This is a genomic window from Cyclobacterium amurskyense (assembly GCF_001050135.1).
Lineage (GTDB): Bacteria > Bacteroidota > Bacteroidia > Cytophagales > Cyclobacteriaceae > Cyclobacterium > Cyclobacterium amurskyense.
This window is the reverse complement of record NZ_CP012040.1, coordinates 1,539,054-1,564,087: the sequence shown is the minus strand read 5'-3', so window position 1 is coordinate 1,564,087 and position 25,034 is coordinate 1,539,054. Positions and strand designations below refer to the sequence as shown.

Annotated in this window: 20 protein-coding genes; 12 read left to right on the top strand and 8 right to left on the bottom strand. The window is 38.4% G+C overall.

What is annotated here, in order from left to right; genetic code table 11:
• Positions 1-19 precede the first annotated feature (19 nt).
• From eboE to CA2015_RS06255, 4 genes are all read left to right on the top strand, one after another.
• Entirely contained in the window at positions 20-1,225 is a 1,206-nt protein-coding gene (eboE, locus tag CA2015_RS06270) for a metabolite traffic protein EboE (RefSeq protein ID WP_048641137.1), read from the top strand.
• Positions 1,225-2,598: an alkaline phosphatase family protein gene (locus CA2015_RS06265; RefSeq protein ID WP_048641136.1), complete on the top strand. Its 1,374-nt coding sequence runs from the start codon at positions 1,225-1,227 to the stop codon at positions 2,596-2,598. Before eboE ends, CA2015_RS06265 begins: the two co-directional genes overlap by 1 nt.
• A gap of 46 nt (positions 2,599-2,644) precedes the next feature.
• The gene (locus CA2015_RS06260; RefSeq protein WP_048641135.1) at positions 2,645-3,016 is read left to right on the top strand and encodes a transmembrane 220 family protein; all 372 of its coding nucleotides are present in this window, start codon (positions 2,645-2,647) and stop codon (positions 3,014-3,016) included.
• 74 nt (positions 3,017-3,090) lie between these two features.
• On the top strand, positions 3,091-4,089 hold the full coding sequence (locus tag CA2015_RS06255; RefSeq protein ID WP_048641134.1) for an adenosine kinase: 999 nt from the start codon (positions 3,091-3,093) through the stop codon (positions 4,087-4,089).
• Positions 4,090-4,449: 360 nt separating this feature from the next.
• Here the strand turns inward: CA2015_RS06255 and CA2015_RS06250 are convergent, their stop codons facing one another.
• From CA2015_RS06250 to CA2015_RS06225, 6 genes are all read right to left on the bottom strand, one after another.
• Positions 4,450-5,001 (bottom strand): hypothetical protein, encoded by a 552-nt coding sequence (locus CA2015_RS06250; protein WP_157470345.1) that lies wholly within the window; start codon positions 4,999-5,001, stop codon positions 4,450-4,452.
• Positions 4,986-5,675 carry a tRNA (5-methylaminomethyl-2-thiouridine)(34)-methyltransferase MnmD gene (gene mnmD / locus CA2015_RS06245; protein ID WP_048641132.1) on the bottom strand — a complete coding sequence of 230 codons (690 nt, stop codon included), beginning with the start codon at positions 5,673-5,675 and terminating at the stop codon, positions 4,986-4,988. The genes CA2015_RS06250 and mnmD overlap by 16 nt, the downstream gene beginning before the upstream one ends.
• 20 nt (positions 5,676-5,695) lie before the next feature.
• Positions 5,696-6,175 (bottom strand): 2-C-methyl-D-erythritol 2,4-cyclodiphosphate synthase, encoded by a 480-nt coding sequence (ispF, locus tag CA2015_RS06240; RefSeq protein WP_048641131.1) that lies wholly within the window; start codon positions 6,173-6,175, stop codon positions 5,696-5,698.
• A 36-nt stretch (positions 6,176-6,211) separates the two neighbouring features.
• Positions 6,212-7,456: a M16 family metallopeptidase gene (locus CA2015_RS06235; protein ID WP_048641130.1), complete on the bottom strand. Its 1,245-nt coding sequence runs from the start codon at positions 7,454-7,456 to the stop codon at positions 6,212-6,214.
• A gap of 50 nt (positions 7,457-7,506) precedes the next feature.
• Entirely contained in the window at positions 7,507-7,713 is a 207-nt protein-coding gene (locus CA2015_RS06230) for a heavy-metal-associated domain-containing protein (RefSeq protein ID WP_048641129.1), read from the bottom strand.
• A gap of 120 nt (positions 7,714-7,833) precedes the next feature.
• The gene (locus CA2015_RS06225; protein WP_048641128.1) at positions 7,834-10,032 is read right to left on the bottom strand and encodes a heavy metal translocating P-type ATPase; all 2,199 of its coding nucleotides are present in this window, start codon (positions 10,030-10,032) and stop codon (positions 7,834-7,836) included.
• A gap of 182 nt (positions 10,033-10,214) precedes the next feature.
• Here CA2015_RS06225 and bshC point away from each other — a divergent pair, with 182 nt between their 5' ends.
• The 8 genes from bshC (at position 10,215) to CA2015_RS06185 (ending at position 22,277) form a co-directional block, all read left to right on the top strand.
• Complete coding sequence (gene bshC, locus CA2015_RS06220; protein ID WP_048644384.1) at positions 10,215-11,810, top strand: bacillithiol biosynthesis cysteine-adding enzyme BshC; 1,596 nt, start codon at positions 10,215-10,217, stop codon at positions 11,808-11,810.
• On the top strand, positions 11,770-12,345 hold the full coding sequence (locus tag CA2015_RS06215) for a 5-formyltetrahydrofolate cyclo-ligase (protein WP_048641127.1): 576 nt from the start codon (positions 11,770-11,772) through the stop codon (positions 12,343-12,345). Before bshC ends, CA2015_RS06215 begins: the two co-directional genes overlap by 41 nt.
• Positions 12,346-12,367: 22 nt before the next feature.
• The gene (locus tag CA2015_RS06210) at positions 12,368-12,859 is read left to right on the top strand and encodes a hypothetical protein (RefSeq protein WP_048641126.1); all 492 of its coding nucleotides are present in this window, start codon (positions 12,368-12,370) and stop codon (positions 12,857-12,859) included.
• 840 nt (positions 12,860-13,699) lie between these two features.
• A complete protein-coding gene (locus CA2015_RS06205; protein ID WP_048641125.1) occupies positions 13,700-14,161 on the top strand; it encodes a hypothetical protein in 462 nt (153 codons plus the stop codon).
• A gap of 29 nt (positions 14,162-14,190) precedes the next feature.
• On the top strand, positions 14,191-15,687 hold the full coding sequence (locus CA2015_RS06200) for an LruC domain-containing protein (protein WP_048641124.1): 1,497 nt from the start codon (positions 14,191-14,193) through the stop codon (positions 15,685-15,687).
• A 266-nt stretch (positions 15,688-15,953) separates the two neighbouring features.
• Positions 15,954-18,896: a T9SS type B sorting domain-containing protein gene (locus tag CA2015_RS06195; protein WP_048641123.1), complete on the top strand. Its 2,943-nt coding sequence runs from the start codon at positions 15,954-15,956 to the stop codon at positions 18,894-18,896.
• 40 nt (positions 18,897-18,936) lie between these two features.
• Entirely contained in the window at positions 18,937-19,911 is a 975-nt protein-coding gene (locus tag CA2015_RS06190; RefSeq protein ID WP_048641122.1) for a PorP/SprF family type IX secretion system membrane protein, read from the top strand.
• A gap of 2 nt (positions 19,912-19,913) precedes the next feature.
• Entirely contained in the window at positions 19,914-22,277 is a 2,364-nt protein-coding gene (locus CA2015_RS06185; protein ID WP_169786465.1) for an OmpA family protein, read from the top strand.
• 230 nt (positions 22,278-22,507) lie between these two features.
• Here CA2015_RS06185 and moeB read toward each other — a convergent pair whose 3' ends face one another.
• Both moeB and CA2015_RS06175 read right to left on the bottom strand, forming a co-directional pair.
• Complete coding sequence (gene moeB, locus CA2015_RS06180) at positions 22,508-23,647, bottom strand: molybdopterin-synthase adenylyltransferase MoeB (protein WP_048641120.1); 1,140 nt, start codon at positions 23,645-23,647, stop codon at positions 22,508-22,510.
• Between the two features lie 92 nt (positions 23,648-23,739).
• The gene (locus tag CA2015_RS06175) at positions 23,740-24,810 is read right to left on the bottom strand and encodes a glycosyltransferase family protein (protein ID WP_048641119.1); all 1,071 of its coding nucleotides are present in this window, start codon (positions 24,808-24,810) and stop codon (positions 23,740-23,742) included.
• Between the last annotated feature and the right edge of the window lie 224 nt (positions 24,811-25,034).

Below are 25,034 nucleotides of genomic sequence, written 5' to 3'. Positions count from 1 at the left end.
GAATAGCCAAACCCTTAATATGCAAATAGCCGATTTCCATTTAACTTACTGTACCAATATACATCCAGGGGAAAGTTGGGATGCGACCTTTGAAAACCTTAAAGAATACATCCCTAAAATTAAGGGAGAGTTGTCTGTTACAGAAGCTTTTGCCATTGGATTAAGGGTTTCTGATGAGGCCAGTAAAACCTTGATTAAACCCGAACGGTTAGCAGAATTTAAATCCTGGCTAAAGGATAATAATTGTTATGTTTTTACTTTCAATGGTTTTCCCTTTGGAGGTTTTCACAGGCAAGTGGTTAAGGATGAGGTACATTTTCCTGATTGGAGTTCAACTGCAAGGAAGGACTATACATTAAGATTATTTAAAATATTGGCAGCCATAATGCCGGCCAATTTGGATGCGGGGATTTCCACTTCACCTTTAAGCTATAAGCATTGGCACAAATCCACTGAGGCTATGAAAGCCTTGATGGACCAATCTTGTGCTCATATTATGGAGGTTGTGGAGCAACTTTATCAATTAAAGTTGGATCAAAACCTTGATCTTCATTTGGACATTGAACCAGAACCGGATGGGGTTATAGAAGACTCTAAAGGATTGGTTGATTTTTACAATGACTGGTTGATACCGGCAGGAATCCCTCTTTTGGTCGAGAAATTTGGGGTTTCACCCCAAGTTGCTGCTTCTGTAATCAAAGACCATGTTAGGGTATGTTATGATGTTTGTCATTTTGCCGTAGGCTATGAAAATCATGAGGAAGTCCTCAATACTTTTAAGGATGAAGGCATCAAAATTGGGAAATTCCAATTGAGTGCCGCTTTAAAAGCAGCTATCCCGGCACAAAAAGACAAAAGAAAACCTGTAGAAAAAGCACTGTTACCCTTTGTAGAATCCACTTATCTGCATCAGGTAGTTGGCAAAATGGAAGACAATAGTCTACATGCTTATCCAGACCTGCCTGATGCACTTGTCGATTTGGCGACTACCAATGAAGTGGAGTGGCGTGTTCATTTTCACGTTCCTTTGTTCTTGGCTACCTACGGGCATTTACAATCTACACAAGAGGATATATTAAGTGTGTTAAAATTGAATGGAGAGCGAAAACTTACCAGTCATCTTGAAGTAGAAACCTATACCTGGGAAGTTTTGCCTGAAGATATCCATTTGTCATTGGATCAGTCCATTGCCAGGGAGTTGAACTGGGTAAAAAGCAATATATAATGAAAAAGACTGTTGTACTCGATGTGGTAGCACTTTCGCAAAGGGTAATTGGAGAACATACCCCTTTTTTAAAGAAGTGGAGCGAAAAACGACAAACTTCAGCAATTCAGCCTGTTTTGCCAGCAGTGACCTGCTCCTCACAATCAACCTACCTAACCGGTAAATGGCCGGAGGAAAATGGGATTGTGGGTAATGGTTGGTATTTTAAAGATGAATGTGAAATCAAGTTTTGGCGCCAGTCCAATCATCTGGTACAATCTTCCAAAATTTGGGATGCATTAAAGGCCGGAAATCCGGGTTTTACATGCGCCAATATGTTTTGGTGGTACAATATGTATTCATCTGTAGATTTTGCAGTGACTCCAAGGCCTTTGTACCCTTCAGATGGAAGGAAATTGCCAGATATTCATAGCCAACCAATGGGACTGAGAGACCGACTGCAAAAGGAACTTGGTCAATTTCCCCTGTTTTCTTTTTGGGGTCCCAATGCGAATATTGCTTCTAGTAAATGGATAGCAGATGCTTCTATGAAAGTAGATGAATGGCACGATCCTACCTTGACACTGATTTACTTGCCTCACCTGGACTATGCTTTGCAGAAATTTGGGATTAATTTCGACAAGATTAGTAAAAGCTTGAATGAAGTTGATGTCTTATGCGAGCAACTGATTACCTATTACGAAGAGAAGGGAGCTGAGGTGATTTTGCTTTCCGAATATGGAATAACTTCTGTTAACCAACCTATACATATCAATAGGGCTTTAAGAAAAGCAGGCTATATTGAAGTAAAAGATGAGTTGGGGCTGGAAACCTTGGATGCTGGAACTTGTCGGGCTTTTGCAGTAGCTGATCATCAGCTTGCACATATTTATGTTAACGATAAGAAGGATTTGGCTAAAGTGAAGGCCCTTGTAGCGGCCTTACCGGGAGTTGAAAAGGTGTTGGATAGTGCTGAGCAAAAGGATTTTAAATTGAACCACGATAGAACTGGAGATTTGGTGGCTGTGGCTGACAAAGATTCCTGGTTTACTTATTATTATTGGCTGGACGATAATGTAGCTCCCGATTATGCCAGGACAGTAGATATTCACCGCAAGCCTGGGTATGACCCTGTAGAAATGTTTGCCAATCCGGACATTAAATTTCTAAAAGGGAAATTGGGTTGGACCTTGTTGAAGAAAAAGTTGGGCTTCAGGTACCTGATGGACGTTATCCCTTTAAAAGCTGAATTGGTAAAAGGCTCGCATGGAAGAATTCCTGAAAGTACAAAAGATTGGCCTGTACTGATTAGGTCGAGTGATAAAGAGGAAGGAGAAAATGTCGATCCAACATCCGTTTATTCAATAATTCATGATGTTGTCAATAGAAAGTGATCGAATTTTGTCATGATCTATTTATAAATATTAAATTAGTAGTGTTATGAGTAAATCCTGGAAGATTTTTTTTGGAAGTTGTTCATTAATATTCTTGCTGTTTGGTTATTGGCAGATCAATGATCCTGATCCTCAATTGTGGGTTCCGGTTTACCTGATAGCATCAATTACATCAGGGTTTGCCTTCTTTGGAAGGTTTAATGTAAATATTTTAGTTACCCTAACCTTTATCTATCTTGTCGGAGCCATCTTTTTTTGGCCAGATAACATCTTTGGATGGATAGGACAGGAGTGGCAACAAAAAGACCTTTCTATGAAAACCAATGCAATGGAGATCAATAGAGAGTTTTTTGGTTTAGTAATCTCAGCTATAGTTTTTGCACTGGAAGCGATCAAAGGCAGAAGTCAAAAATTGTAAGACTAAGAACAGATTAAAATCGACAATTATTATCCTAGTGGCCAATTTCAGGCCAAAACATTAGTTTATTGAATATGACAAAGAAGTATGATGTTACAGGCATAGGTAATGCCTTGGTAGATATAGAGTTTGAGGTTAGTGATCCTTTTTTGGATAAATATGGCATAGAAAAAGGGTTGATGACTTTGGTTGATGAAGATCGTCAGGGAGAGTTGATGTCTGCTATAAATACCAAAACTTCAAAATTACAGTGTGGTGGCTCAGCGGCTAATTCCATAATTGCCGTAAGTCAATTTGGAGGGAAGTCCTACTATTGTTGTAAAGTGGCCAATGATGAATTGGGAAGGTTTTTCATTGAAGACATGAAAGAAGCGGGGGTTAACCATAACCTTGATCCTTTTAAGTTAGAGGAAGGGATTACCGGGAAGTGCCTTGTGATGGTCACAGCAGATGCGGAGCGGACCATGAACACCTTTTTAGGAATTACCGAGAAATTTTCAACATCCCAGATTAATGAGGAAGCAATTAAGGACTCAAAGTATTTGTACATTGAAGGTTACCTTATTACCTCAGAGAATGCCAAAGAAGCCATGATGTCTGCTAAAAAAATTGCAGAGGAAAATAACGTAAAGGTGGCAATTACCTTTTCAGATCCTGCCATGGTCAAATATTTTGGCGAAAGCTTTAAAGAGGTTATCGGCTCTGGAGTAGACATGCTTTTTGCCAATGAGGAAGAGGCCATGCTTTATACAGGAAAAGACAATTTGTCTGAAGCTGGTGAAGAGTTGAAAAAAATCGCGAAGCATTTTGTAATTACCCAAGGGAAAAACGGTGCTTTGATTTATGATGGGGAAACTTTTATTGACATAGCGCCTTATCCTACTGTGGCCGTAGATACCAATGGTGCTGGGGATATGTTTGCTGGTGCTTTTATGTATGGCATCACCAATGGGCATTCTTATGCCTCTAGTGGAAAATTGGCAAGCATGGCATCCTCAAAGATTGTTAGTCAATTTGGCCCAAGGCTTTCATGGGAAGAAGCGAAAGCTGTCTTGAGTAGACTTCAACCTTAAACCCGAAATATGCAATTGACAATTTATTACGTGCTGAAATCGCTTTAAAATCAGCCACTTCGTTGCATTTTTCAATTTCACCATAGCGGTGCTATACTAAAATCTCCAAACAGCCTGATTTTCTTGCGATTGCAACACTTCCCGTAAACACGGGACAGGCTTCACCCCTGACCATTGTCAGGGCGGAGAAATCCTATTACATAATTCGGGTTTAAGAACTAGAACTGATCCACTGAAATCCAAGTGTAATAATTCACTATGGAGTAAAAAGGCATGCTAATATTAATGAATTTGCATTATTAAACGCATAATTCTTTATTAAAATATTTGGAGAATATGCCTAGAAAATCGGTCTTTCCCTCAATTAAAAATCACATAATTAAGAAGATATTCGGAACTGACCAAACTGTCTTTTTTGGAAGGTGAATAATTGAATTTGAGATCGATATTGCTAAGATCCAGTGCGTTGTAAATTACTATTTGTAGGATGTCATTTTCTAAATCGGTGAGCACATAATCGGGACAATCGGGAATTGTTGTTTCAATGGTGCCACTAAAAGGAATAGGGTAGCTTATTTTTAGGTAGTATTTGTCCTCGAAAAGGAAGGAATCACTTATTTTGGGATAGATATGGTTGTAAACTCTCTTCCCATCTAGAATAAGGCTTTCATAATGCAGTTTCTCATTTAGGAATAAACGTTGAATAATACTGTCTCCCTTAACTATATTATGAAAGCCCTCTGTCTTTTTTGAAGTTGCCTTAATGACTTCAGTACTTGGTTTAATAGGACTTGAATTATCATTTATTGGCGATAATTTTTCACCCTTAGGCTTGCAAGCAAAGGAAGTCGCAGCAAGCAGAGAAAAAATCAATAGAATAGTAAGACCTTGTAGTACTAGCTTTTTTTCCACGCTCTTGTCATTTCCTTTTTACCTGGAGGTCCAGGTACTTCATCCAAGGTTAAGTTAAGCGATTGAAGGTTCTTTTTGAGGTGGCCTGCAGCACAGTAGGTAACAAAAGCAGCAGATGGGTTCATACTGTCTTCGATTTTTTCCAGCATTTCCATTGTCCAGAGTTCTGGCTGTTTTTTTGGAGAAAAGGCATCGAAAAACACAAGGTCTGAACCGTATAGTTGTACCTCCTGTAAGGTGGTTTTTTCTTTTTTAATATTGAAATAATCCGTCATTGGCATTCCCTTGTCCCAGGCCATTTGATGGAGACGCTTAAAGTAGCCATTAAAATGAGTCAGGGTTTCATCCAATTGGGTGAAGTTCAATGCCTCATAAATCTCCTTTTCAAGTGGATAAGGTTCAATCGTATGGTAGAGAACAGGTACTTGGTTTTGTTCTGCCCAGATTAGGGTTAGCCAGGCATTAAGTCCGGTGCCAAAACCTACTTCAAAAATTCTGATGGGGAATTTTCCTCTGTTTCTAGCATACCATGCCTCCAAACCATACAACAAGTACACATGAATTGATTCCTTGTAAGCCCCATTGGAAGAATGGTAGCTTTCATTGATTTCAGGAAGATACACAGAATGTGATCCGTCTTCTGTGGTGATGATTTTGGGCTGTTGGTTTTCCATGGGGGAAATTATTAAGTGAATTATGAATGAATCAAGGCCACACAATAAGCAGAAACCCCTTCCTCACGTCCTACAAAGCCTAATCGTTCTGTAGTGGTGGCTTTCAAAGACAATTTACCTTTATCGATTTGCATGACTTTAGCCAAACAGGTTTTCATGGCAGGAATATGCGGATTGATTTTAGGTTGTTGCAGGCAAATTGTAACATCTAAATTCCCTATTTGGTAGCCGTTTTCCTTTAAAAGATCCATTACCTGACTAAGCAATATTTTGCTATCAATGCCTTTGTATTGAGGGTCTTGATCTGAAAAGTGGTAGCCTATGTCCCGTAAATTAGCTGCTCCCAATAGTGCATCACAGATCACATGTATCAGAACATCAGCATCAGAATGGCCTACAGCTCCTTTGCTATGAGGAATGATTATTCCACCCAACCAAAATTCTTCACCTTCTTTCAATTGGTGAACATCGTATCCGAATCCTATGCGAAATGCACTCATATATTTATAATTTTAATGATTTTTCAATAAAATAGATCAGTCGTTAGGTGAACATTTATAATAAATTACCGAAGCAAGATCCTGGTTGAGGTATGTGTTTGTTGCTTGTTGGATTTCCTCTACGGTAATGGCTATTTTTCGCTCAAACTCCTTGTTCATCAGTTGAGTGTCACCTAAATAGGCATAATAGGCAAGTTTCATTGCCCTTCCTAGCAAAGAAACAGATTCATATGTTTGCATCGCTTGTGCCTGATTTTTGATTTTTTGAAGGTCTCGTTGTGGAATAGGTTCTTTTTTAAAGTTTTCCAATACTTCATCTAACTCTGCCTCTGCATCCTCGGCAGCCACTCCTTTTTCCATTTTACCTGTAATGACCATCAATCCAGGATCAATATTTCCTAAAACATAGGACTGACAATTGGCAAATAATGAAGAGTTTTTAATCAAGGTTTTTTCCAATAATGCAGATCTCCCAAAACCCAAAATATCTGAAATAAGGTCGCAGGTAAGGTAGTTGTTCTCCAGCCTGCCCGGCATCTTATACACCTTATACAATGCTTCAGTAGGGATAGTAGAAAAGACTTGTTTGCGCCTTATTGTTTTTTGGATTGGCTCAGCAACAATAGTTTTCTGGCTTTGCTTTCCTTTGGGAATGTCATCGAACCAATAATGAACCCTTGCCTTGACATCTTCAAAATTCACCTTTCCAGCAATACAAAGTATGGCATTGTTGGGAGTGTAATTTTCCTCATAAAAGGCCAGTAGTTCCTCTCTCTCAAATCTTTCGATGTCTTCAATTTTCTCACCAATGGTTGGCCAGCGATAGGGGTGTTTGGTAAAAGCCAATTGCCTAACATGATGCATGGCATCTCCATAAGGCTGATTGAGGTAGCGTTGTTTGAATTCTTCAATTACAACCTGCTTCTGAGTATTGATGGGCTTTTCCTTAAGATTAAGGAATCTCATCCGATCTGCTTCCAACCAAAGTGCAGTATCCAGATTGATAGCTGGTAAGGTGATGTAAAAATTGGTAATGTCGGTGTTTGTAAAGGCATTGCACTCACCTCCAACCCGTTCTATTGCACTGTCAAATTCGGGGATATGCTCAGTGCCAGAAAACATAAGGTGCTCAAAATAATGGGCTAAGCCTGTTTTGCCGGAGACCTCATTTCTAGAACCTACCTTGTACAAGAGATTGACAACAGCCATTTCTGAAGAATGGTCCTCATGGACCAATACCTGAAGTCCATTGTCTAAAACAAAAGATTTGTATTTAATCATAGAATAGAGGCAAAAGTAATAAAATTTCTACCTATCCTGCCTTCTTTCATTTAAATAGATTCACCCTTATAACCGGATTTTTCCAGTGCAGCCTTTATTTCAGTCTCATTAACATCTCCTTCTACTGTTAGAATTCTGTCAGGAGACTGTAAATCAACTTCCCAATGAGATGCTGCTAAACCATTCATTGCTGGAGAAATGGCTGTTACACAGGCACCGCATTTTACATTTGTTTTAAGTTTAATTTGTTTTGCCATTTTTGATCTTATTTGAAATGTTATTGTTTCGGATAAATGATTTCCTTTTGGAAATAGTTCAGTATAGAATTAACCTTGGTGGTTTTAGGCCCGGTTGGGGGCAGTTTTTAACCCATTGGTCTAACTGTATTTTAGCCTCAAACTGTTACCCACAACTGACAAGGAGCTAAGCGCCATTGCTGAACCGGCTATCATAGGATTTAGCAAAAAACCAGATATTGGGTACAATATACCAGCAGCTATAGGAATGCCAATGATGTTGTAAATGAACGCCCAAAATAAGTTTTGTCGGATGGTAGTCACCGTTTCTTTACTCAATTTCAACAATTCGGATATGGCCATAAGGTCTGAATGCATTAGCGTAACTTGGGCTGTTTCCATCGCAATGTCCGTGCCTGCCCCCATAGCTATGCCTAAATCAGCTAAAACAAGGGCTTCACTATCATTGATTCCATCACCGGTCATGGCAACCCTATGTCCTTTTTGTTGCAATTTCTTAATGTATTCTCCTTTGTCCTGAGGTAACATCCCGCTTTGGAAATGATCGATTCCCACCTTTTTAGCAATTGAAGCAGCAGTTTTCTTTTGATCTCCAGTGAGCATGTGCACTTCAATGCCCATTTTTCTTAATTTGCTAATGGCGACCTTAGAAGTCTCTCTTACCTTATCGGCAATGCTAACTACACCCACAAGTTGATTATCTTCTGCGAGGTAGATTACTATATCTCCATTGTCCAGTATGTTCTCTGCAGTTTGGGCCAGGGTTTTATCGATGTTTATTCCTAGAGACTCAAGCCATTTTAAGTTTCCAATATAGTACGTTTTATCAGCGTACTTGCCCAGAACGCCTTTTCCAGTAAAAGAACTGAATTCGGCTAAGTCTATTGACGTTTTCTCCTCGGCAAAATGTTCGGTGACTGCTGCGGCAAGGGGATGCTCACTCTTTTCTTCTAAGGCGTAAAATATGGAGGCCAATGCTTTACTATCTATTCCCGACTTCCAAAGTACTTCTTTAACCCCGGGTTTTCCTTCTGTGATTGTACCTGTTTTGTCTAGGATTAAGGTGTCAATTTTTTTACCTGTTTCAAGACTTTCAGCATCCTTTATCAATATTCCCTTTGAAGCGGCTTTTCCGATTCCGACCATAATGGCGGTAGGAGTAGCCAAACCTAAGGCGCAAGGGCATGCGATGACCAATACCGTGATGGCAGAAAGCATTCCTCTTAAAGTAGCGTCCTCTGTACCGCTTAAAGACCAAATAATAAAGGTAATTACAGCAATGGCCAAAACTGCGGGAACAAATATACCAGTAACTTTGTCTACCGTTTTTTGTATAGGGGCCTTTGAGCCTTGGGCTTGTTTTACCCTTGCGATTATACTGGATAGTAAGGTGTCTGATTTACTTTTGTTTGATTTAAATTTAAAGCTACCTGCCTGGTTGATTGTGCCTGCAAATACGTTGTCTCCGATGTTTTTATCTAGGGCTATAGGTTCACCTGTGAGCATGCTTTCGTCTACATAAGATTGTCCTTCAGTGAGAATCCCATCCAAGGGAATTTTCTGACCGGGCTTAACAAGGATGGTTTCACCTGCTTGAACATCCGCAACATTCATCTTTATGGGTTCTCCGTCCCGAATCACTATCAAATCAGTAGGCTGAAGGCCGATTAGGTTTTTAAGCGCTTCAGATGTGCCTGCCTTGGCCCTAGACTCCATAAGTCTTCCTAGTAGAATAAAGAAGATGATCACTGCGGCGGCTTCAAAATATACGTGTGGTTCTATTCCTCTTGATTCTAACCAATGGGGGAAAAAGGTATTAAAGGAGCTATAAAGGTAGGCCACTCCTGTACTTAATGCTACCAAAGTGTCCATATTGGCATTTCCAATTTTGCCTTGTTTGACGCTATTGATAAAGAATGATCTGCCAAATACTGCTAAAATTGGAGTGGTTAGTGTCCACATGATTATATTGGCGTAAGGGAAGTTCATCCAAAACATGCCAATTAAGAATACAGGCAATGCCAATAAGCCTGAATACAAAGTGTTCCTTTTCAGTAGGCTCAACTCTGCTGATTTTATGGCCTCTAGGTCTTCCTGATTATTAATATTTATTAACAGATCGTATCCGATCGATTGGATATTTTTTTTAGCTACAGAAAGATCTACACCTTCATTTTCAAGGGTAATTATGGCGGATTGATTGGCATAGTTGACAGTTGCTGATTGAATCCCTTCGGTTTCCTTAAGCATAGATTCTACACTTACAGCACATGCGGCACAACTCATTCCAGAAATCGGTACTTCGATTGATTTACTCATGATAGAATGCTTATTTATTGGACAAAATTACGAACTGAGTAGTGCATTATTGTTATACAATTTTTGAAAAAATGTATAACTTGTTTTCTGATTTGTAGCTAGAATTGTTGAACTTTACCTTTGGTTTAGCCGTTTTAAATGCATTCTATAGCTGCCAATACAATAATGAAATTTCTCCTTTTATGTTAAAATCCACTTTAGACCCGGCCTGTACCGGCCTGTTTTCATCACTTTTTTTAGATTATATTCAAAATAAGGATTCAGTAAAGCAGTTCTATAAGGAGTTTCCAGATTTGGGAAATTTTAAACAAGCTATTGAAAGTAAAACCTTTGATCAGAAGAAAAGAAATACCCTAGTTGATGTTTTAAACCAACAATATGGAGGCTTTGATGGTGCGAAAGTTAAAGCTAACATTCAGAAACTAAATGAAAGTAACACCTTTACAGTCACTACCGGTCACCAGCTAAACCTAATGACTGGTCCTTCCTATTTTATTTATAAAATCGTCTCTACCATTGCACTGGCAGAAAAACTACAAAAGGAAAACCCCGGGTATCAATTTGTGCCAGTGTATTGGATGGCAAGCGAAGACCATGATTTTGAGGAGATCAACCATTTTTATTTTGATGGGAAAAATTACCAGTGGGACACGGATCAAACCGGAGCGGTAGGTGATTTTGTAATAGATGATTCTTTGAAAAAGTTAATTGGGGAACTGCAGTTTCTACCTGATTTTTTTAAGACGGCCTATACGGAAAGTAAAACGCTAAAAGAAGCTGTCAGGAAGTATGTTCATCATTTGTTTGCAGACAAAGGTTTGGTAATAATTGATGCCAATGAGAAAGCCCTGAAAGAATTATTTGCTCCTGTTATTAAGGATGATCTGTTTGCCTCTACTGCCAATAATCTGGTTAATGATTGCAATTGTGCTTTGGAAGATGCGGGATATGCCACTCAAATATTTCCGAGAGAAATTAATTTCTTCTACATGGAAAATGGCAGAAGGGAAAGGTTGATTTGTGAAGAAGGGGTTTTTAAAACCTATGATGGAGAAAATGAATGGACGGAGGAAGAGATGGTTACCCTTATAGCTGAAAAACCTGAAAAATTCAGCCCTAATGTGGTTATGCGCCCACTTTATCAGGAAGTGATTTTGCCTAACCTGGCCTACTTGGGTGGACCTGCCGAGGTGGCTTATTGGTTTCAATTAAAAAGTGTATTCGATCATTATTCAATAGATTATCCCTTCTTATTGCCAAGGAATTTTGCCATGGTGCTATCCTTACCTGTTCAGCGAAAAATGGACAAGCTTGGACTGGTAGAAAAGGAGTTGTTTTTGCCCATAGACAATTTGCGCATAAGCTATGTAAAGGAACATGCTGAACAAGATCTGGATTTAAAAGATGAGCGAAGTCAAATTGCAGATCTTTTTAAAAGTTTGGAAGAGAAATCTGTAACAATGGATGCGACTTTAGCCTATGCGGTAAAGGCTGCCTATAAACGAAACGAAAAGATTTTGGATCAAGTAGCTACTAAGTTTCGAAAGGCAGAAGAAAGAAAAAACACCATTGCCATTCAACAGTTGAGTGATATTAAAAAAATGCTTTTCCCTCAAGGTACTTTGCAGGAAAGAAAAATTAATTTTCTTGAGTTCTATTTAGGTAACCCGGATTTTATACAGTCCCTTTTTAATACCTTTGACCCTTTAGATTTTAATTTCATCCTATTAAAGGAAAATGGTAGCGAAAGAATTGCTAAGGAAGCGTCTCAGAAATGAGCGTAAAGAAATTGGTGCCGAAGAAAGAGCCCGACGCTCCGAAAGTATTGCTCTAAATTGTCTGAAATTCTTAAAGGATTTCCCTAAGGTACAGCATATTCATGTTTTTTTACCTATTAAAAGGTTGTGTGAGATAAATACGGTACCATTATTGCGTAGACTTTTTAAGTTAGAATACCGGGTTTATAGCTCGGTGACCTTACATGGTAGTCGGAAAATGGCCATTGTCAAGTTGACTGCAGACACCGTTTATGAAACTGACAAATTGGGGATCCCTGTCCCAAAATCACCAGAATTCGTAACAGATGCCAAATTGATTGATTTGGTGTTTGTCCCATTATTGGGGGTAGATACACTTGGTAATCGTTTGGGGTATGGTCAGGGTTTTTATGATACGTTCTTTAAAGAGCTTGATTCGAATGTTTTGAAGATTGGATTGTCTTTCGAGGCGCCAATGCCCGAGGAAATTCCACACGAAACGCACGATGTCCCCTTGGATGCTTGTATACATCCAGATGGATCGATCCTATTTTAAAAAATAATTAAACAATAGTAACATGGTAAAAAAAGTAATGTTTGCCGCTATGGCAATGATTCTAATGTATTCGGTATCGAACGAAAGTAAAGCACAAGCCTACAACACTGCAGTTGGTCTACGTTTAGGTTCAAGCAGTGGATTGAGTGTAAAACATTTTATAAGCCAAGATGCGGCCATTGAAGGGATATTGCATACCAGGTGGAGAGGGCTATTGCTTACAGGGCTTTATGAAGTACATAAAGACATTGAAGACGTCAGCGGTTTAGGATGGTTTTATGGTGGTGGAGCACATTTAGGAAGCTGGAATAGTGGTTCCAATAATCCTTATTGGGCTGGTAATAATTACAAAGGGTCTACCATTTTGGGGATTGACGGTATTATAGGACTTGATTATGTGCTGGAGGATTTGCCTCTCAATTTTTCTCTGGATTTTAAACCAGCCATTAACCTTATTAATGGTGGAGGATTCTGGGGGGATGATTTCGCCCTTTCCGTACGTTATATATTTTAACGAGTTGTTTTAAACCTTGATTATGTAATAGACTTTCTATTGCCTATTTCGTATTAAACAGGAGAAAAAGCTATACTCTACCTGCTTATGTCAGGTGAAGCATAGCTTTTTGTTTTTTTAGCTTTGGTTTTCTCAAACCCAGTAGTGGATATTTTAGCATAGCACCGCTATGGTGAAATTGAAAACAGCAACAAAGTGGCTGATTTTGAAGCGATTTCAGCACGTAATAGATTGTCTATTGCATATTTCGGGTTAAACCTAATAGAGAATGTTTCTTTAGCAAATGGTTGCTTGTTTAATCAAGGTCTCAAAACGTAAAAGGAGCAGCAATATTTGATTAGCTGACCTATCTATCTTGTTTTAATGGCTAAATGATTCGGCTTGACTGAGTCTGGGGCACGCTTTCAATAAGTTGATTAATAAAAAGTAAAGAAGTGGCTGATTTTGAAATAGTTTCGTCAAAATTAAGGCAGTTTTTCGCTTTTTTTTAGGTATGTATTATCTGAACATCATAATACTTACTCTGTCCTTCAATAAAATGCTTGTGTAATTTTTTCTATTATAATATTTGGTTTTTGAATAATAAAAAGAATTTTGTGTCATTAACATCTCTCTTTTGTTAATAAATACTTTTTTGCCTTTTATATGTTTTCTACATTTATACCTGTAAACCAACTAATAGTAATAATCTCACCTACTGAAAACAGGAGTTAGCCAACCTTTTTCCTGTGTTCGTCGATTATTTCCCTCTAAGAATGAATTAAAGGGGATATTTGATTCATTATTATAAAGGTGACATAAGTCACACTACTTTTTTAAATTATAGTAAACAGCAGAACAATGAAAAACAGCAAAAGAATGGGATTTAGAATCCTGGCGTTAATTATTCCTATCCTGGTATTTTTCTCCTCCTGTAATGAGGAGCAATTAGAAGAAAACACCAAGCTGATAGGTCCGGAAGCCGAAACGATTGATGAGTTAACTGTTTCAGAATTTTTTGATTGGAAAACGACCAATGAAATTACTGTAAATATTGAAGGCTTAACAGTGGATGTAGGAGTCAACCAAAAGCTTACATTATTGACAAGTGAAGGAACTGAAATATTTGGAGGTTCTCATAAAATGCATGAGGATTTTGAAATGACTTTTGATTTGCCTTCAAGTGTGGATGTAATTGTTATGAAATATGGCGGAACCGAAAAGTCGTCTGAAGTCAATAACAATGTAGCATCTTTCAATTTTGAGTTGGAGAGAGATGCTGACGAAGAGGTCGTAGAATTCGCTGAATTAAGCGCTGAATAATATCATAAAATTTTTAAACTATTAATACAATGAAAAAATTAATATTTTGTTACCTGTTGGGATTGGTTAGTTATCAGTCTTTTGCCGAGACCGTAGTCACTAATGATGGGGAATTGGGCAGCTTGAAAGATTACTATTACTCCTGTTGGGATTTTTATGATATTTCTCTGACTGATGAGTCGGATTATGTTACTGATGGAAAGTACAGCTTTATAACAAAAGGAAGTAGTGATGGGAGTCGCGGGGATATAAAATCTCCATGGATGAAATTTGAAAAAGGTAAAATTTATATGGATTTGACGCCTTATTCCGAGGTGAAAGAGGCAATAGTATATGCTTTCTATATTCCATTTGATGAAGATAATAAGGAAACAGGAGAAAGTACAGATTATGAATACCTAGGTTACCATGAAGTCAACTATGGTAGTAAAAATAAGGATAAAACGAAAAAAGCCGACTTTAAAATCTCCAAAGACATGGAGGGTGCGATAGGAAAAGTTCACCTTGTTTTTATGGTTTATGGTGAGGATGTCATAATGGCAATTGATAATATTGAAATTCCTGGCGAATATTATTCAGACCCTTCTTCGAATTGCTTTCCAAAAGGAGAGAAAAAAGATACAGACGGTGATGGTGTGATTGATGGTGAAGATGATTATCCAGAGGATAAATACAAAGCCTACAACAATTACCTTACGCCTGAAGGACCTGGAACTTTAATGTTTGAAGACTTGTGGCCAGCTACTGGAGATTATGATTTCAATGATTTGGTATTGGATTATATGATCAATAGGATTACAGATGCTGATGGTAAGGTTGTAGAAGTACAGATAGATCTCTTGCCTAGAGCAGCAGGGGCTGGATATTCTAATGGCTTTGGAATAGAGTTTACAGGCATTAGTCCTGGTCAGATCTATAAGGTAGAAGGTTCCAAAATTAAGTCCAATACCATTCATAAATTCATGTCCAATGGACTTGAAGAAGGAAATGAATATGCTACTGTAATTGCTTTTGATGATGTTGACAATGTGCTTACCCACCCTGGTGGAGGATCAGTAGGCATCAATACAGATCCCAAATTCCCAATGCAGTCTGTTGAGAAAATGCGTATCACATTGTACCTTAATGACCCAATTGTAACAACTAGGAGCAGGGAAGAACCAGTAATGCTTAGTGACTTGACGATGGATAGTTTCAATCCTTTCCTTATAGTTAATCAGAAACGTGGTGTTGAAGTGCATCTTCCAGGAAAAAGGCCTACGGCGCATGTGGACAAATCTCTATTCGGAACAAAACAGGACAATTCTAACGGAGACGATAACTCTTTTTACAAAGGCAAAGACAATGGACTTCCTTGGGGACTTAATGTAACCGAAAGTGTTCCTTATATGATGAACAAAGAGAGCATAACTACAGGATACAATATGTTTTATAAATGGGCAGCTACAGGTGGAGAAGCCTATCCAGACTGGTACAAAGATCAGAAAGGTTATCGTGAGGATAAGATGTTGTTGAATGCGAAATAAGTAGTATTGCCAGTATAATAATGAAATAGAATGAGTTATTATTTTTCCTGTTTTATTAATTGATTATTGTTTTAAAAACCAAGTGGCTTTTTTATTAGCTACTTGGTTTTTTTTAAATTAAAATCATTTTAAAAAACTATATGAATTAGTGAGTTAGGGGCTTTCATGCCCTTGTCAGATATAAATAAAAGTCTTATTTTTGGAGACTATTTTATTCTTTTGATTTACATAGGAGTGTTATGACTAGTTTTTAAGTTTAATTTTATATGAAAAGATTAATTTTATTGGTTCAGCTTGGTCTTCATTATTTTTTTAAAAAGACCATTAAGTTTATCCCTTTTATTTTATTATTTATTGTTTCAATTGTGGGGCAGGTTTCAGCCCAAACAGTAACTGTTACGGGTACAGAAAATAATATCCTCATTGAGGAAGTAAAATACCTTATTGAAGGGAATGAATTGGTTCAAACTTCACCCGATGGGAATGAAAACCCTAGCCCGGCAGATGTGCCAGTGGTAATTAGCTCAATAAAGATTGGAGGTGATAAAGTAATCTTTGCTACCACCAGAAATCCAGTGGTTGAAAATCCAAATCCGGTAATTGGTACAGAAGCTATCAGATCGGAGGCAGTTCAAATCGTACACTCTGACAATAGTATTACTACACATAGGGAAGCTGACTTTTTGAGTAGCTTGGAAATGGTTGTCTCAACTCCTGATATTAGATCTTACTGGGATATTAATGGTCAACCGTCCATTCCTCAGGGTGAAGCATTTGTAGACCTGGAATACAAGGATCAGGTTGTTACATCTGGGTATTTACTGTATACAGAAAGGAATGGTAATTCAGCAACAGATTTTATTGCACTGGATAGGGAAGGAAAACCTATAGAAGGAGCTAAGGTTATCCAGGTTAGAGGCTATCAATGGAATACTGGTATTAACCATGTTACCAATGCCCCTACCCAAACCCAATATATGGTGCTTTTTTCTCCAGCAATTTTTGAGTCAAGTGAACCCATTTTTGGTATAAGAATTATTGCAGTGAATGAACCTGACGGAAAACTTGTATTTTTTGTCAATGCAATCTCCGCTACCCCGGATTTAGCGGAAAGAGTTAATAGTGAATTAGGAGGAGAAGCAGTAATTAATGTTTACGACAATGATGAGTTAAACGGTTTTCCATTGAATCCAATTGATGTGACTTTGGAAACAGTGACTCCTTTTCCAGCCGGTACTGTCACTTTGAATCCTGATGGTACGGTAGATGTGCCACCAAATACTGCCCCGGGCATATACAAAATGGTTTATAAGATCACAACGGGTGGAGGCGATTCAGATGAGGCAGAGGTAACCGTTGAAGTCATTGAATACATTCCTATTGCTAATGATGATTTGATCCAACTTGATGATAGTTTTGGTAAAGAGACTGTAATTAACGTATTGGACAATGACTTGCTAAACGGATTACCAGCATTGATAGACAATGTCAACCTTAGCATAGTAAGTAATAACTCTGCTGGTAAAGTAGTATTGAATGCAGATGGAACTATTAATATAATAGAAGGAATTCCTGCTGGTGATTTTGAATTGGTTTACCAAATATGTGATAAAGCTGACCCAGGGAAATGTGATCAGGCTACGGTATCAATTTCTGTTCAGTCTACCGTATTGGAAGCTTTGGATGATAGCTTCGGTTCTATAAATTTAAATCGAGCTGGAGATGTAGGGAATGTATTGGGTAATGACCTTTTGAATAATGAACCTGTAACTACAGATAGGGTTCATGCAATATTGACAGATAATGATGGCCTTGCGGGCGTAACTCTCTCAGAAGAGGGGGTACTTACCTTGCCTACAGGTTTACCTGAAGGGGACTATGTTCTGTTATATGATCTTGTAGAAACCATAAACCCAACCAATAAGGATCAAGGAGAAATTAAATTTAGCTTGCAAGATGTTAAATTGGAAGCCAAGGATGAGGATGTGGTTACCAATCAAAATGTAGCAATTGATATTCCAGTTTTGGACAATGATTTTACCAATGCAGGTGCAATTCTAGAGGAAACATTGTTGATCACCTCAGATCCGAGCAATGGTTCCATTGTTATTGGCAATGGTGGTGTAGTCACCTATACTCCTGATACCAATTTCTCAGGAGATGATTCCTTTACCTATGAAATTTGTGAGAATGCAGATAGACTATTCTGCGATCAAGCCAAAGTGAGTGTTTTGGTAAGGCCGATTTTGCTGGCATTAAGCAAAACATCAGACCTTTCCCAAATTCAAATAGGAGGGTTAGTTACCTACACGATAAAACTAACCAATAATTCAGATTTTGATCTGACCAATGTTTTGGTGGCAGACCCACTTCCAGCCGGTTTGTTAAATATGGGAGCAGTCCCAGCACAGGACTCTGAAGGCAACTGGGTGATTTCAGCTTTGGCATCTGGAGAATCTTTAAACCTCCAAATTGAAGCAATGGGTGTTGAAAGAGGTGAAAAAATTAATACTGCTACGATAAGTATCGGTGATTTCACGGATCAAGTTACTGCTTCTCCAGTAACGGTGGTTGCCAAGTCAGTAGACATTAGTGTGTCAAAAACCTCCTTTGGCAAAGCCATTTATGAAGGCAACGAATTCGAATATGAAATTCGGGTAAGTAACAATGGTCAAAGCTCAGCCGAGAATGTTAAGGTCAGTGATCAATTGCCAGTAAATGTAACCTACATTGGCTTTACCGGTACAGATCCAGGAGCAACACTTTCTGGAAATACCTTAAGTTGGACTATACCTTCTATTACTGCTGGCCAAGAAATGGTTTATGTCATCAAGGTGCAGGCCGCAGGTGTAGGTACAGTTACCAATACCGTGAATATAGAAGTGCCAGATGATCAGGACAACAGTTCTGCCAATCAGGATGCCAGTGACATCAATCAGATCATTAGGTTTTTTGTACCTAACGTGATTACTCCAGGAAATCTGGATGGAAAGAACGATACTTTTGAAATTAAAGGAATAGAGAATTTTGCAAAAAGTGCTTTGACTATTTTCAATCGAAATGGTGACCATGTTTTCGAATCAGAGGATTACAGAAATGATTGGGCAGCACAAGGTCTAAATTCGGGTTCTTACTTTTATGTCTTAGTGATCACGGACAATAGTGGTGAGGAGCAGACCTATAAAGGTTGGCTTCAAGTCATAAAATAGTGATCTTGTGTATAGTAGCAGCATTAAAATAATAAGTTCGATGAAGAATATTTTTAGAGTTTTTGGATTTTTGGTGATATTGCTTGCTGTTGGGATAATTGGCTCAGAAGCCCAGCAGTTGCCCCAGTTTAGCCAATACATGTTTAATGGCTTACATGTAAATCCGGCCTATGCAGGATACAAGGGGGAACATTATGTTCAGTCTACCTACAGGAGTCAGTGGGGAGGTTTACCGGATGCACCAACCACTTTTACGGTTACCGCAGATTTAAGTGCCAATGAAGGTTTGATGGGCTTTGGCGTATCTATTATGTCAGATGAAGTTGGGCCAACAAAAACCAATACCGGTTTATTGACTTATGCTTACAGAATTCAAACTGGAGATAAATCCTTTTTGGGAATCGGTGTCAGTGGAGGAATTTCAGAATATGCCATTGACGGGAGCATGTTTGACCCAAATGATTTCGGTGATGGAGAATTACCAGAAGGAAGGATCAACGTTTATACGCCCAACCTAAATACGGGTATCTTTTTTCACAACCCCAATTTTTATGCTGGATTCAGCGCGTATAATTTAGTAGGTAAGAAAAGCCTGGAAAAAGAAGCAATTGCTTTGGCTTATCACAATGTCCACTATTACTTGACTGCAGGCGCTTTGTTTCCTCTATCTGATGATGTTAAGTTCAAGCCATCCTTTCTGATGAGAAATGGGGGAAGCGGACCAACCAACCTTGACCTAAATGGGATGTTTTTATTTATGGATAGAATATGGGCAGGAGCTTCTTACCGTACCAATTTAAAAGTTGGTGCCTCTGATTTGCCTTCAGGACTCTCTTCCAAAAATGCTGTAGCATTGATACTTGAATTGTTTGCTACAGAAAAACTCAGACTAGGATATGCTTATGATGTACAAACCAATGCCCTTAATGGTCTGAGAAACAATAGCCATGAGATGTCTTTAGGTTATTATATCTCCCCAAGAAAAGTGAATATGAAAAACCCAAGATGGTTCTAAATATGAAAAAGATTTTTATTTATTTCTTGCCTGTAATTTTATTCAGTGCCTTGGTCTGCCAAGTACAGGCACAAAACGGCCTGTTGAGGTATGCCCAGCAAAAAGCTGCGGAATCAAATTATTACGAAGCTGCCACTGGCTATGCAAAAGCTTACAATAAGAAAGCTACCTATAAGGCTGCCAAAGGTGCTGCAGAAGGCTTCACCTATTTGAGAGATTACCAACAAAGCCATAATTGGTGGAAAAAGGTAGTAGACTTTTCGGATGCTTCAAATGAGGATTGGTTGTCCTATATCGCTGCTGCTAATCAGGCAGGGGAAAGAGATGCTGTGTTTGCTGCATTGGACTCATTAAATGGAAAAGGCTCTTCCGCAATTCAAAACCTTAACCTTGACTCTTTAAAACACTGGTATGGGACCAAAGCCAATGCAGGTGTAATAGGGGTTGATGGTGTCAATACTTCTAGTGCTGATTTTGGCTTTACAAAAGACAGTAAAGGGAACATTTATTTTTCTTCCGATAGGGGAGGTAAATCAGACCGAAATAAAAAAGGAATAAGAATTGTCAAGAGTTATAAATATTACAATAAGGAATCAGACTGGACCGGAAGAGACTTTTTGGGAATTTACAGAATGGATGATTCTGGCGAAATTGAGCCATTGACCATTCCTGTTCCCAATGTTTTTCACGCAACAGATCCCTTTGCCCTGCAAGAGAGTCCCGTGATCTTTTATACGGTGACAAGAGATATCAGAGAATCGGGAAGTTATGAGGTCAATTCAGAGGTTTATTTTAGCCGAATGGACGAGGAAGGCCAAATGATCGATTTTAATGGTCTCTCTATTAACGCTCCTCTTGAATATGGAATAAGCAATCCTTTTGTGGATGAAAAAAACAAACGTCTGTATTTCTCATCCGACATGGATGGAGGCTTAGGTGGATTTGATTTGTATTATATGCAGTACAATGATGATTTTGAATTTCAGGCCCCGGTAAACTTAGGCAATAAGATAAATACAAGTGGACATGAAAGCGCTCCCTATATTAAAGGAGGCAAACTGTATTTTGCGTCTGATGGGCATCTTGGTTTAGGCGGTCTTGATTTGTTTGAAACCAATATTTCAGGAAATGGTTTTTCAGGCTTAAAAAATCTTGGCGTTCCATATAATTCACCACAAGATGATTTCGGGTTTTTCATTACCTCTGATAATAAAACCATCCTTTCCTCCAACAGGCCTGAAAGTAAAGGATGGGATGATATTTTTGAAGTTGAAACACTTTACAAAGATTTCCAGGCTTTGATTTTAGGCTGTAATGGTGAGCAATTGACAGGCACATTTGAGGTTAACCTTATGGAAGGTGCGGATCGATCCATAGTGGATGTAAAGCAAGATGGGAAAGGGAAACTACAAGCATCAATAGCACCTGAAGAAGATTTGGAACTGGTAATCAAGAAAGAAGGATACTTCACCATTCATGACAAGGAATTGAGCACCAAAGGGCTGAAAGATGCTTCTCTTGAAAAGACCTATCAAATGGTACGTATTCCTTATAATACCACTGCTTACGTTGATTTGGTGTTTTATAATTTAGACGATTCATCAATAAGAGAGGATGCGGAAGCTTCCCTAGATAAAGTTGCAGAGCTTTTGAAGTCCTACTCATTTTTGAATATAGCTGTTCGTTCTCATACTGATTCACGTGCAAGTGATGCCTACAATGAGGCCCTTAGTGAAAGAAGAGCAGATGCGGTAAGAGATTATTTAGGTAAATACGGAATAGCAAGATCTAGAATTGAAGCAGAGTGGTTTGGGGAAAAAGAACCTGCCAACGACTGTGGAGATGGTGTTCCTTGTCCAGAAAACAAACATCAGGTCAATAGGCGTACGGAGTTGTTATTATTGGCTTTCCCAGAGGAAGGAAAAGCATATAACCTTCCGCCTGAAATGGCTGACCTTGATCTATGTGATATAAGTAATGTGCAGTTGCCAGTAGAATTGCCTACTATATACTTTGGTTTTGACAAAGCTACCCTCGATGGTGAGGACATGATGGCCTTAGAAAGAGTAGCTTTATTGCTAAGAGAAATGCTCCAAAGAAGACTGGAAATTAAAGGGCATACAGACAATAGAGGCAGCGATGCTTACAATCAAAAGTTATCTGAAAAACGAGCTTTGGTTGTGAAAAAATACCTTGAAGACAAGGGAATCGCTTCAGATCGAATGGTCTATGAGTTTTTCGGCAAAGAGAAACCGGTTAATGACTGCGGAGACAAACCTTGTACACCTTCAATGCACCAACTCAATCGTCGCACTGAGCTTAGCTTACCAAAACTAAACAAGAATTGGTCTAAGAAAGAAGAATAGCAATTCCAATTTTGGAAATTGTGCTTTTATTAAAAACAAACCCCTCAGTAATCAAATACTGAGGGGTTTGTTATTTTAACCCGAAATATGTAATAGAATGTCTATTGCATATTTCGGGTTTAACTAAATATCTGCTTTGGATGCCTATCAAATATATCCGTATTGTAAGTGCATAAATTATTGGAATTAAATAGTGAGGGGCAATTCAGGTCATATTCAAATACCTGGGTCTATCTTGGTTTGTATTGTTTTAAATAACTGTTTATTCCACCTTTTAGGTTGTATAAATTGTCAAAGGCAAATCGGTCTTCAAGATCACGAATAGCCTTGGCACTTCTTCCTCCCATTTTGCAGTGAATTACTACTTTTCTGTCCCGCTTAATTTTGTCTGCCTTATCTAAAACCGCGCCTAAAGGAATTAATTCTCCCCCGATATCTTCTAAATCAAACTCATGCTGTTCTCTAACATCTATTAACTGAAACAGCTCTTCCCCTTCGATTAAGGCGTTCAGCTCATCAGCATCTATTTCCTTAATGTTTCTTTGCTCATTGCCAATATTGCAGAACTGATCATAATCTATTAAAGCAGTAATGGAAGGATTTGCGCCATTCAAAGGATTGCTCTCTTTCCTTTTCAGCTTGAATGTATGTGCCTGAAAGGATAGAGCGTCAAAAGTGTATAGTTTTCCGCTGAGCACATCACCTACGCCCGTAATCACCTTTATAACTTCAAGGGCCTGCAAGCTTCCTATGATGCCTGGTAAAACGCCTAGGACCCCGCCTTCTGCACAGCTAGGAACAAGGCCTGCTGGTGGAGGGGTTTCGTACAAGTCCCTATAGTTGGGGCCTCTAACACCTTCATCGAAATGATTAAAAACAGAGACTTGTCCTTCAAATTGGAAAATTGAGGCATAAACATTCGTTTTATTTGACAATACACAAGCATCATTAACTAGGTACCTTGTGGGGAAATTGTCAGTTCCATCTGCTATTACATCGTATTGAGAAATCAACTCCAAAGCATTTTCACTGGTTAATTTCTTATTGTAAGCATTAATAGTGATATAAGGATTGATGCCCTCTATTCTTTTTTTTGCAGCTTCTACTTTTGGTAAACCGATCTCATCTACACCGAATAACACTTGTCGATGCAGGTTGCTGTCTTCTACAATGTCAAAGTCTATGATGCCAATTGTTCCTACCCCCGCTGCTGCCAAATACAGTAGTAAGGGGCTTCCCAATCCTCCTGAACCTACGACCAAGACCCTGGCTTTTTTCAGTTTCTTTTGTGCCTCTATTCCGAAATCCGGGATAATGATGTGTCTGTTATACCTTGCTAGTTCTTCCTTAGAAAAGCTGATGTTATCCATATCTTCTGCCTAAATACCTACATTTATGTATTGAAGTGTACCTATTTACTATTACCTCCTCTAATTGCATAAAAAAATAGAGGTGGAATTTATCAACCCTTTTTATTTTTGTAGGTGGATAGAAAGATCTTTTCGAGATGGGAAGCAAAGATTTCAGAATTAAACTTTTGCTTAAAAGTCAACTGTGAATTTTTACCCATTTCATTCCAAATGTCCCTATTTTCCTTCAATATTTTTAATTTTTCTTTCCACCCTTCGATATCGTACATGGCTACCGTGTAACCAATTCCTTCCTTCTCAACATTTAAATTTAAACATGGGTTTCTTGTCATTATCATGGGCTTACCAAATGATACAACATCTTGTATGCTGGTCATTCCCTGGCATCCTTCTTTAAAGTGTGGATATTTAAGTGGTATTAATATGGCTAAGGACCTTTGGTAAAAAGGGATCAAATCGTGAAAAGTGAGGACTTGCGAATTTACCTCAACATTGGGAGGTAAATCTACAGTCTTTGGAATTGATTTTGGCGTACAAAAAATTTTTAATTTATAATCAAGGCTTCTAAATGCCTCTATCAGGGTCTCGAAATCCCTATCGGTATGACCTGCACTGATAAAGAATTCACATTCCTCAAATGGCTTTCGCTTCAAACAATAACGCTCATAATAGGTGATGTCAGGGCCCCACTGTGCCAAGCTGAATTTTCCCTTACTTGATTTATCTGGAATCTTTAAGCGTTTGATGGTTTTGTCTAAAAGTGGCTTGCTCAAAAAAATGGAGGCATCGTAGGTTAGAATGTATTTTTTGGCATACCAGCGAAAGATTTTATTTTCATTTTTACCCATCCAGAAAGGCTGATGGATAGTGACCACCATAGGCTTTCTAAATAAACCGATGGCTTTTAAAATGAGTAATAATTTGGTGTTTGATTTTGAATAGGGAGAATACAGAATGTCAAAGCTATTAAGATTTAACAAAACTCTGATTTGCTGATCCAAATGGCCTATCCCAAATAACTTTCCAATCTTATTTAGAAATTTATATTTTTCATGGGGGAAAACGATCATTTCTACCTTCCCTCTTTGGTCAAGTTCAACTTTTCCCCAGACATGATGGCTGCCACTCTGGCCTTTTTCCCAAAGGGAATAAGCCCGATCCATTGAGTAATTATTAATTAAAAGCACCCTAGGTTTCATCTATATTTTTTGATAATATATTGAAAAGTAAGAATAGAACTACATTACCCCTTCCCGGACACTACATTAGGAATTCCTTTCCGTCCTTTGGAAGTGGTTTAATCAGTTAATAGAAGGTACTTTCCCCATTTTGGGCACCCTGTTTGAATGACAATAAATTCGAATACTGGGTATTTTTTAAACTTTTT

Coding starts and splice junctions, on each gene's coding strand:
- eboE (WP_048641137.1), top strand. CDS start 20: ATGCAAATAGCCGATTTCCATTTAACTTACTGTACCAATATACATCCA.
- CA2015_RS06265 (WP_048641136.1), top strand. CDS start 1,225: ATGAAAAAGACTGTTGTACTCGATGTGGTAGCACTTTCGCAAAGGGTA.
- CA2015_RS06260 (WP_048641135.1), top strand. CDS start 2,645: ATGAGTAAATCCTGGAAGATTTTTTTTGGAAGTTGTTCATTAATATTC.
- CA2015_RS06255 (WP_048641134.1), top strand. CDS start 3,091: ATGACAAAGAAGTATGATGTTACAGGCATAGGTAATGCCTTGGTAGAT.
- mnmD (WP_048641132.1), bottom strand. CDS start 5,675: ATGGAAAACCAACAGCCCAAAATCATCACCACAGAAGACGGATCACAT.
- ispF (WP_048641131.1), bottom strand. CDS start 6,175: ATGAGTGCATTTCGCATAGGATTCGGATACGATGTTCACCAATTGAAA.
- CA2015_RS06235 (WP_048641130.1), bottom strand. CDS start 7,456: ATGATTAAATACAAATCTTTTGTTTTAGACAATGGACTTCAGGTATTG.
- CA2015_RS06230 (WP_048641129.1), bottom strand. CDS start 7,713: ATGGCAAAACAAATTAAACTTAAAACAAATGTAAAATGCGGTGCCTGT.
- CA2015_RS06225 (WP_048641128.1), bottom strand. CDS start 10,032: ATGAGTAAATCAATCGAAGTACCGATTTCTGGAATGAGTTGTGCCGCA.
- bshC (WP_048644384.1), top strand. CDS start 10,215: ATGTTAAAATCCACTTTAGACCCGGCCTGTACCGGCCTGTTTTCATCA.
- CA2015_RS06215 (WP_048641127.1), top strand. CDS start 11,770: ATGGTAGCGAAAGAATTGCTAAGGAAGCGTCTCAGAAATGAGCGTAAA.
- CA2015_RS06210 (WP_048641126.1), top strand. CDS start 12,368: ATGGTAAAAAAAGTAATGTTTGCCGCTATGGCAATGATTCTAATGTAT.
- CA2015_RS06205 (WP_048641125.1), top strand. CDS start 13,700: ATGAAAAACAGCAAAAGAATGGGATTTAGAATCCTGGCGTTAATTATT.
- CA2015_RS06200 (WP_048641124.1), top strand. CDS start 14,191: ATGAAAAAATTAATATTTTGTTACCTGTTGGGATTGGTTAGTTATCAG.
- CA2015_RS06195 (WP_048641123.1), top strand. CDS start 15,954: ATGAAAAGATTAATTTTATTGGTTCAGCTTGGTCTTCATTATTTTTTT.
- CA2015_RS06190 (WP_048641122.1), top strand. CDS start 18,937: ATGAAGAATATTTTTAGAGTTTTTGGATTTTTGGTGATATTGCTTGCT.
- CA2015_RS06185 (WP_169786465.1), top strand. CDS start 19,914: ATGAAAAAGATTTTTATTTATTTCTTGCCTGTAATTTTATTCAGTGCC.
- moeB (WP_048641120.1), bottom strand. CDS start 23,647: ATGGATAACATCAGCTTTTCTAAGGAAGAACTAGCAAGGTATAACAGA.
- CA2015_RS06175 (WP_048641119.1), bottom strand. CDS start 24,810: ATGGATCGGGCTTATTCCCTTTGGGAAAAAGGCCAGAGTGGCAGCCAT.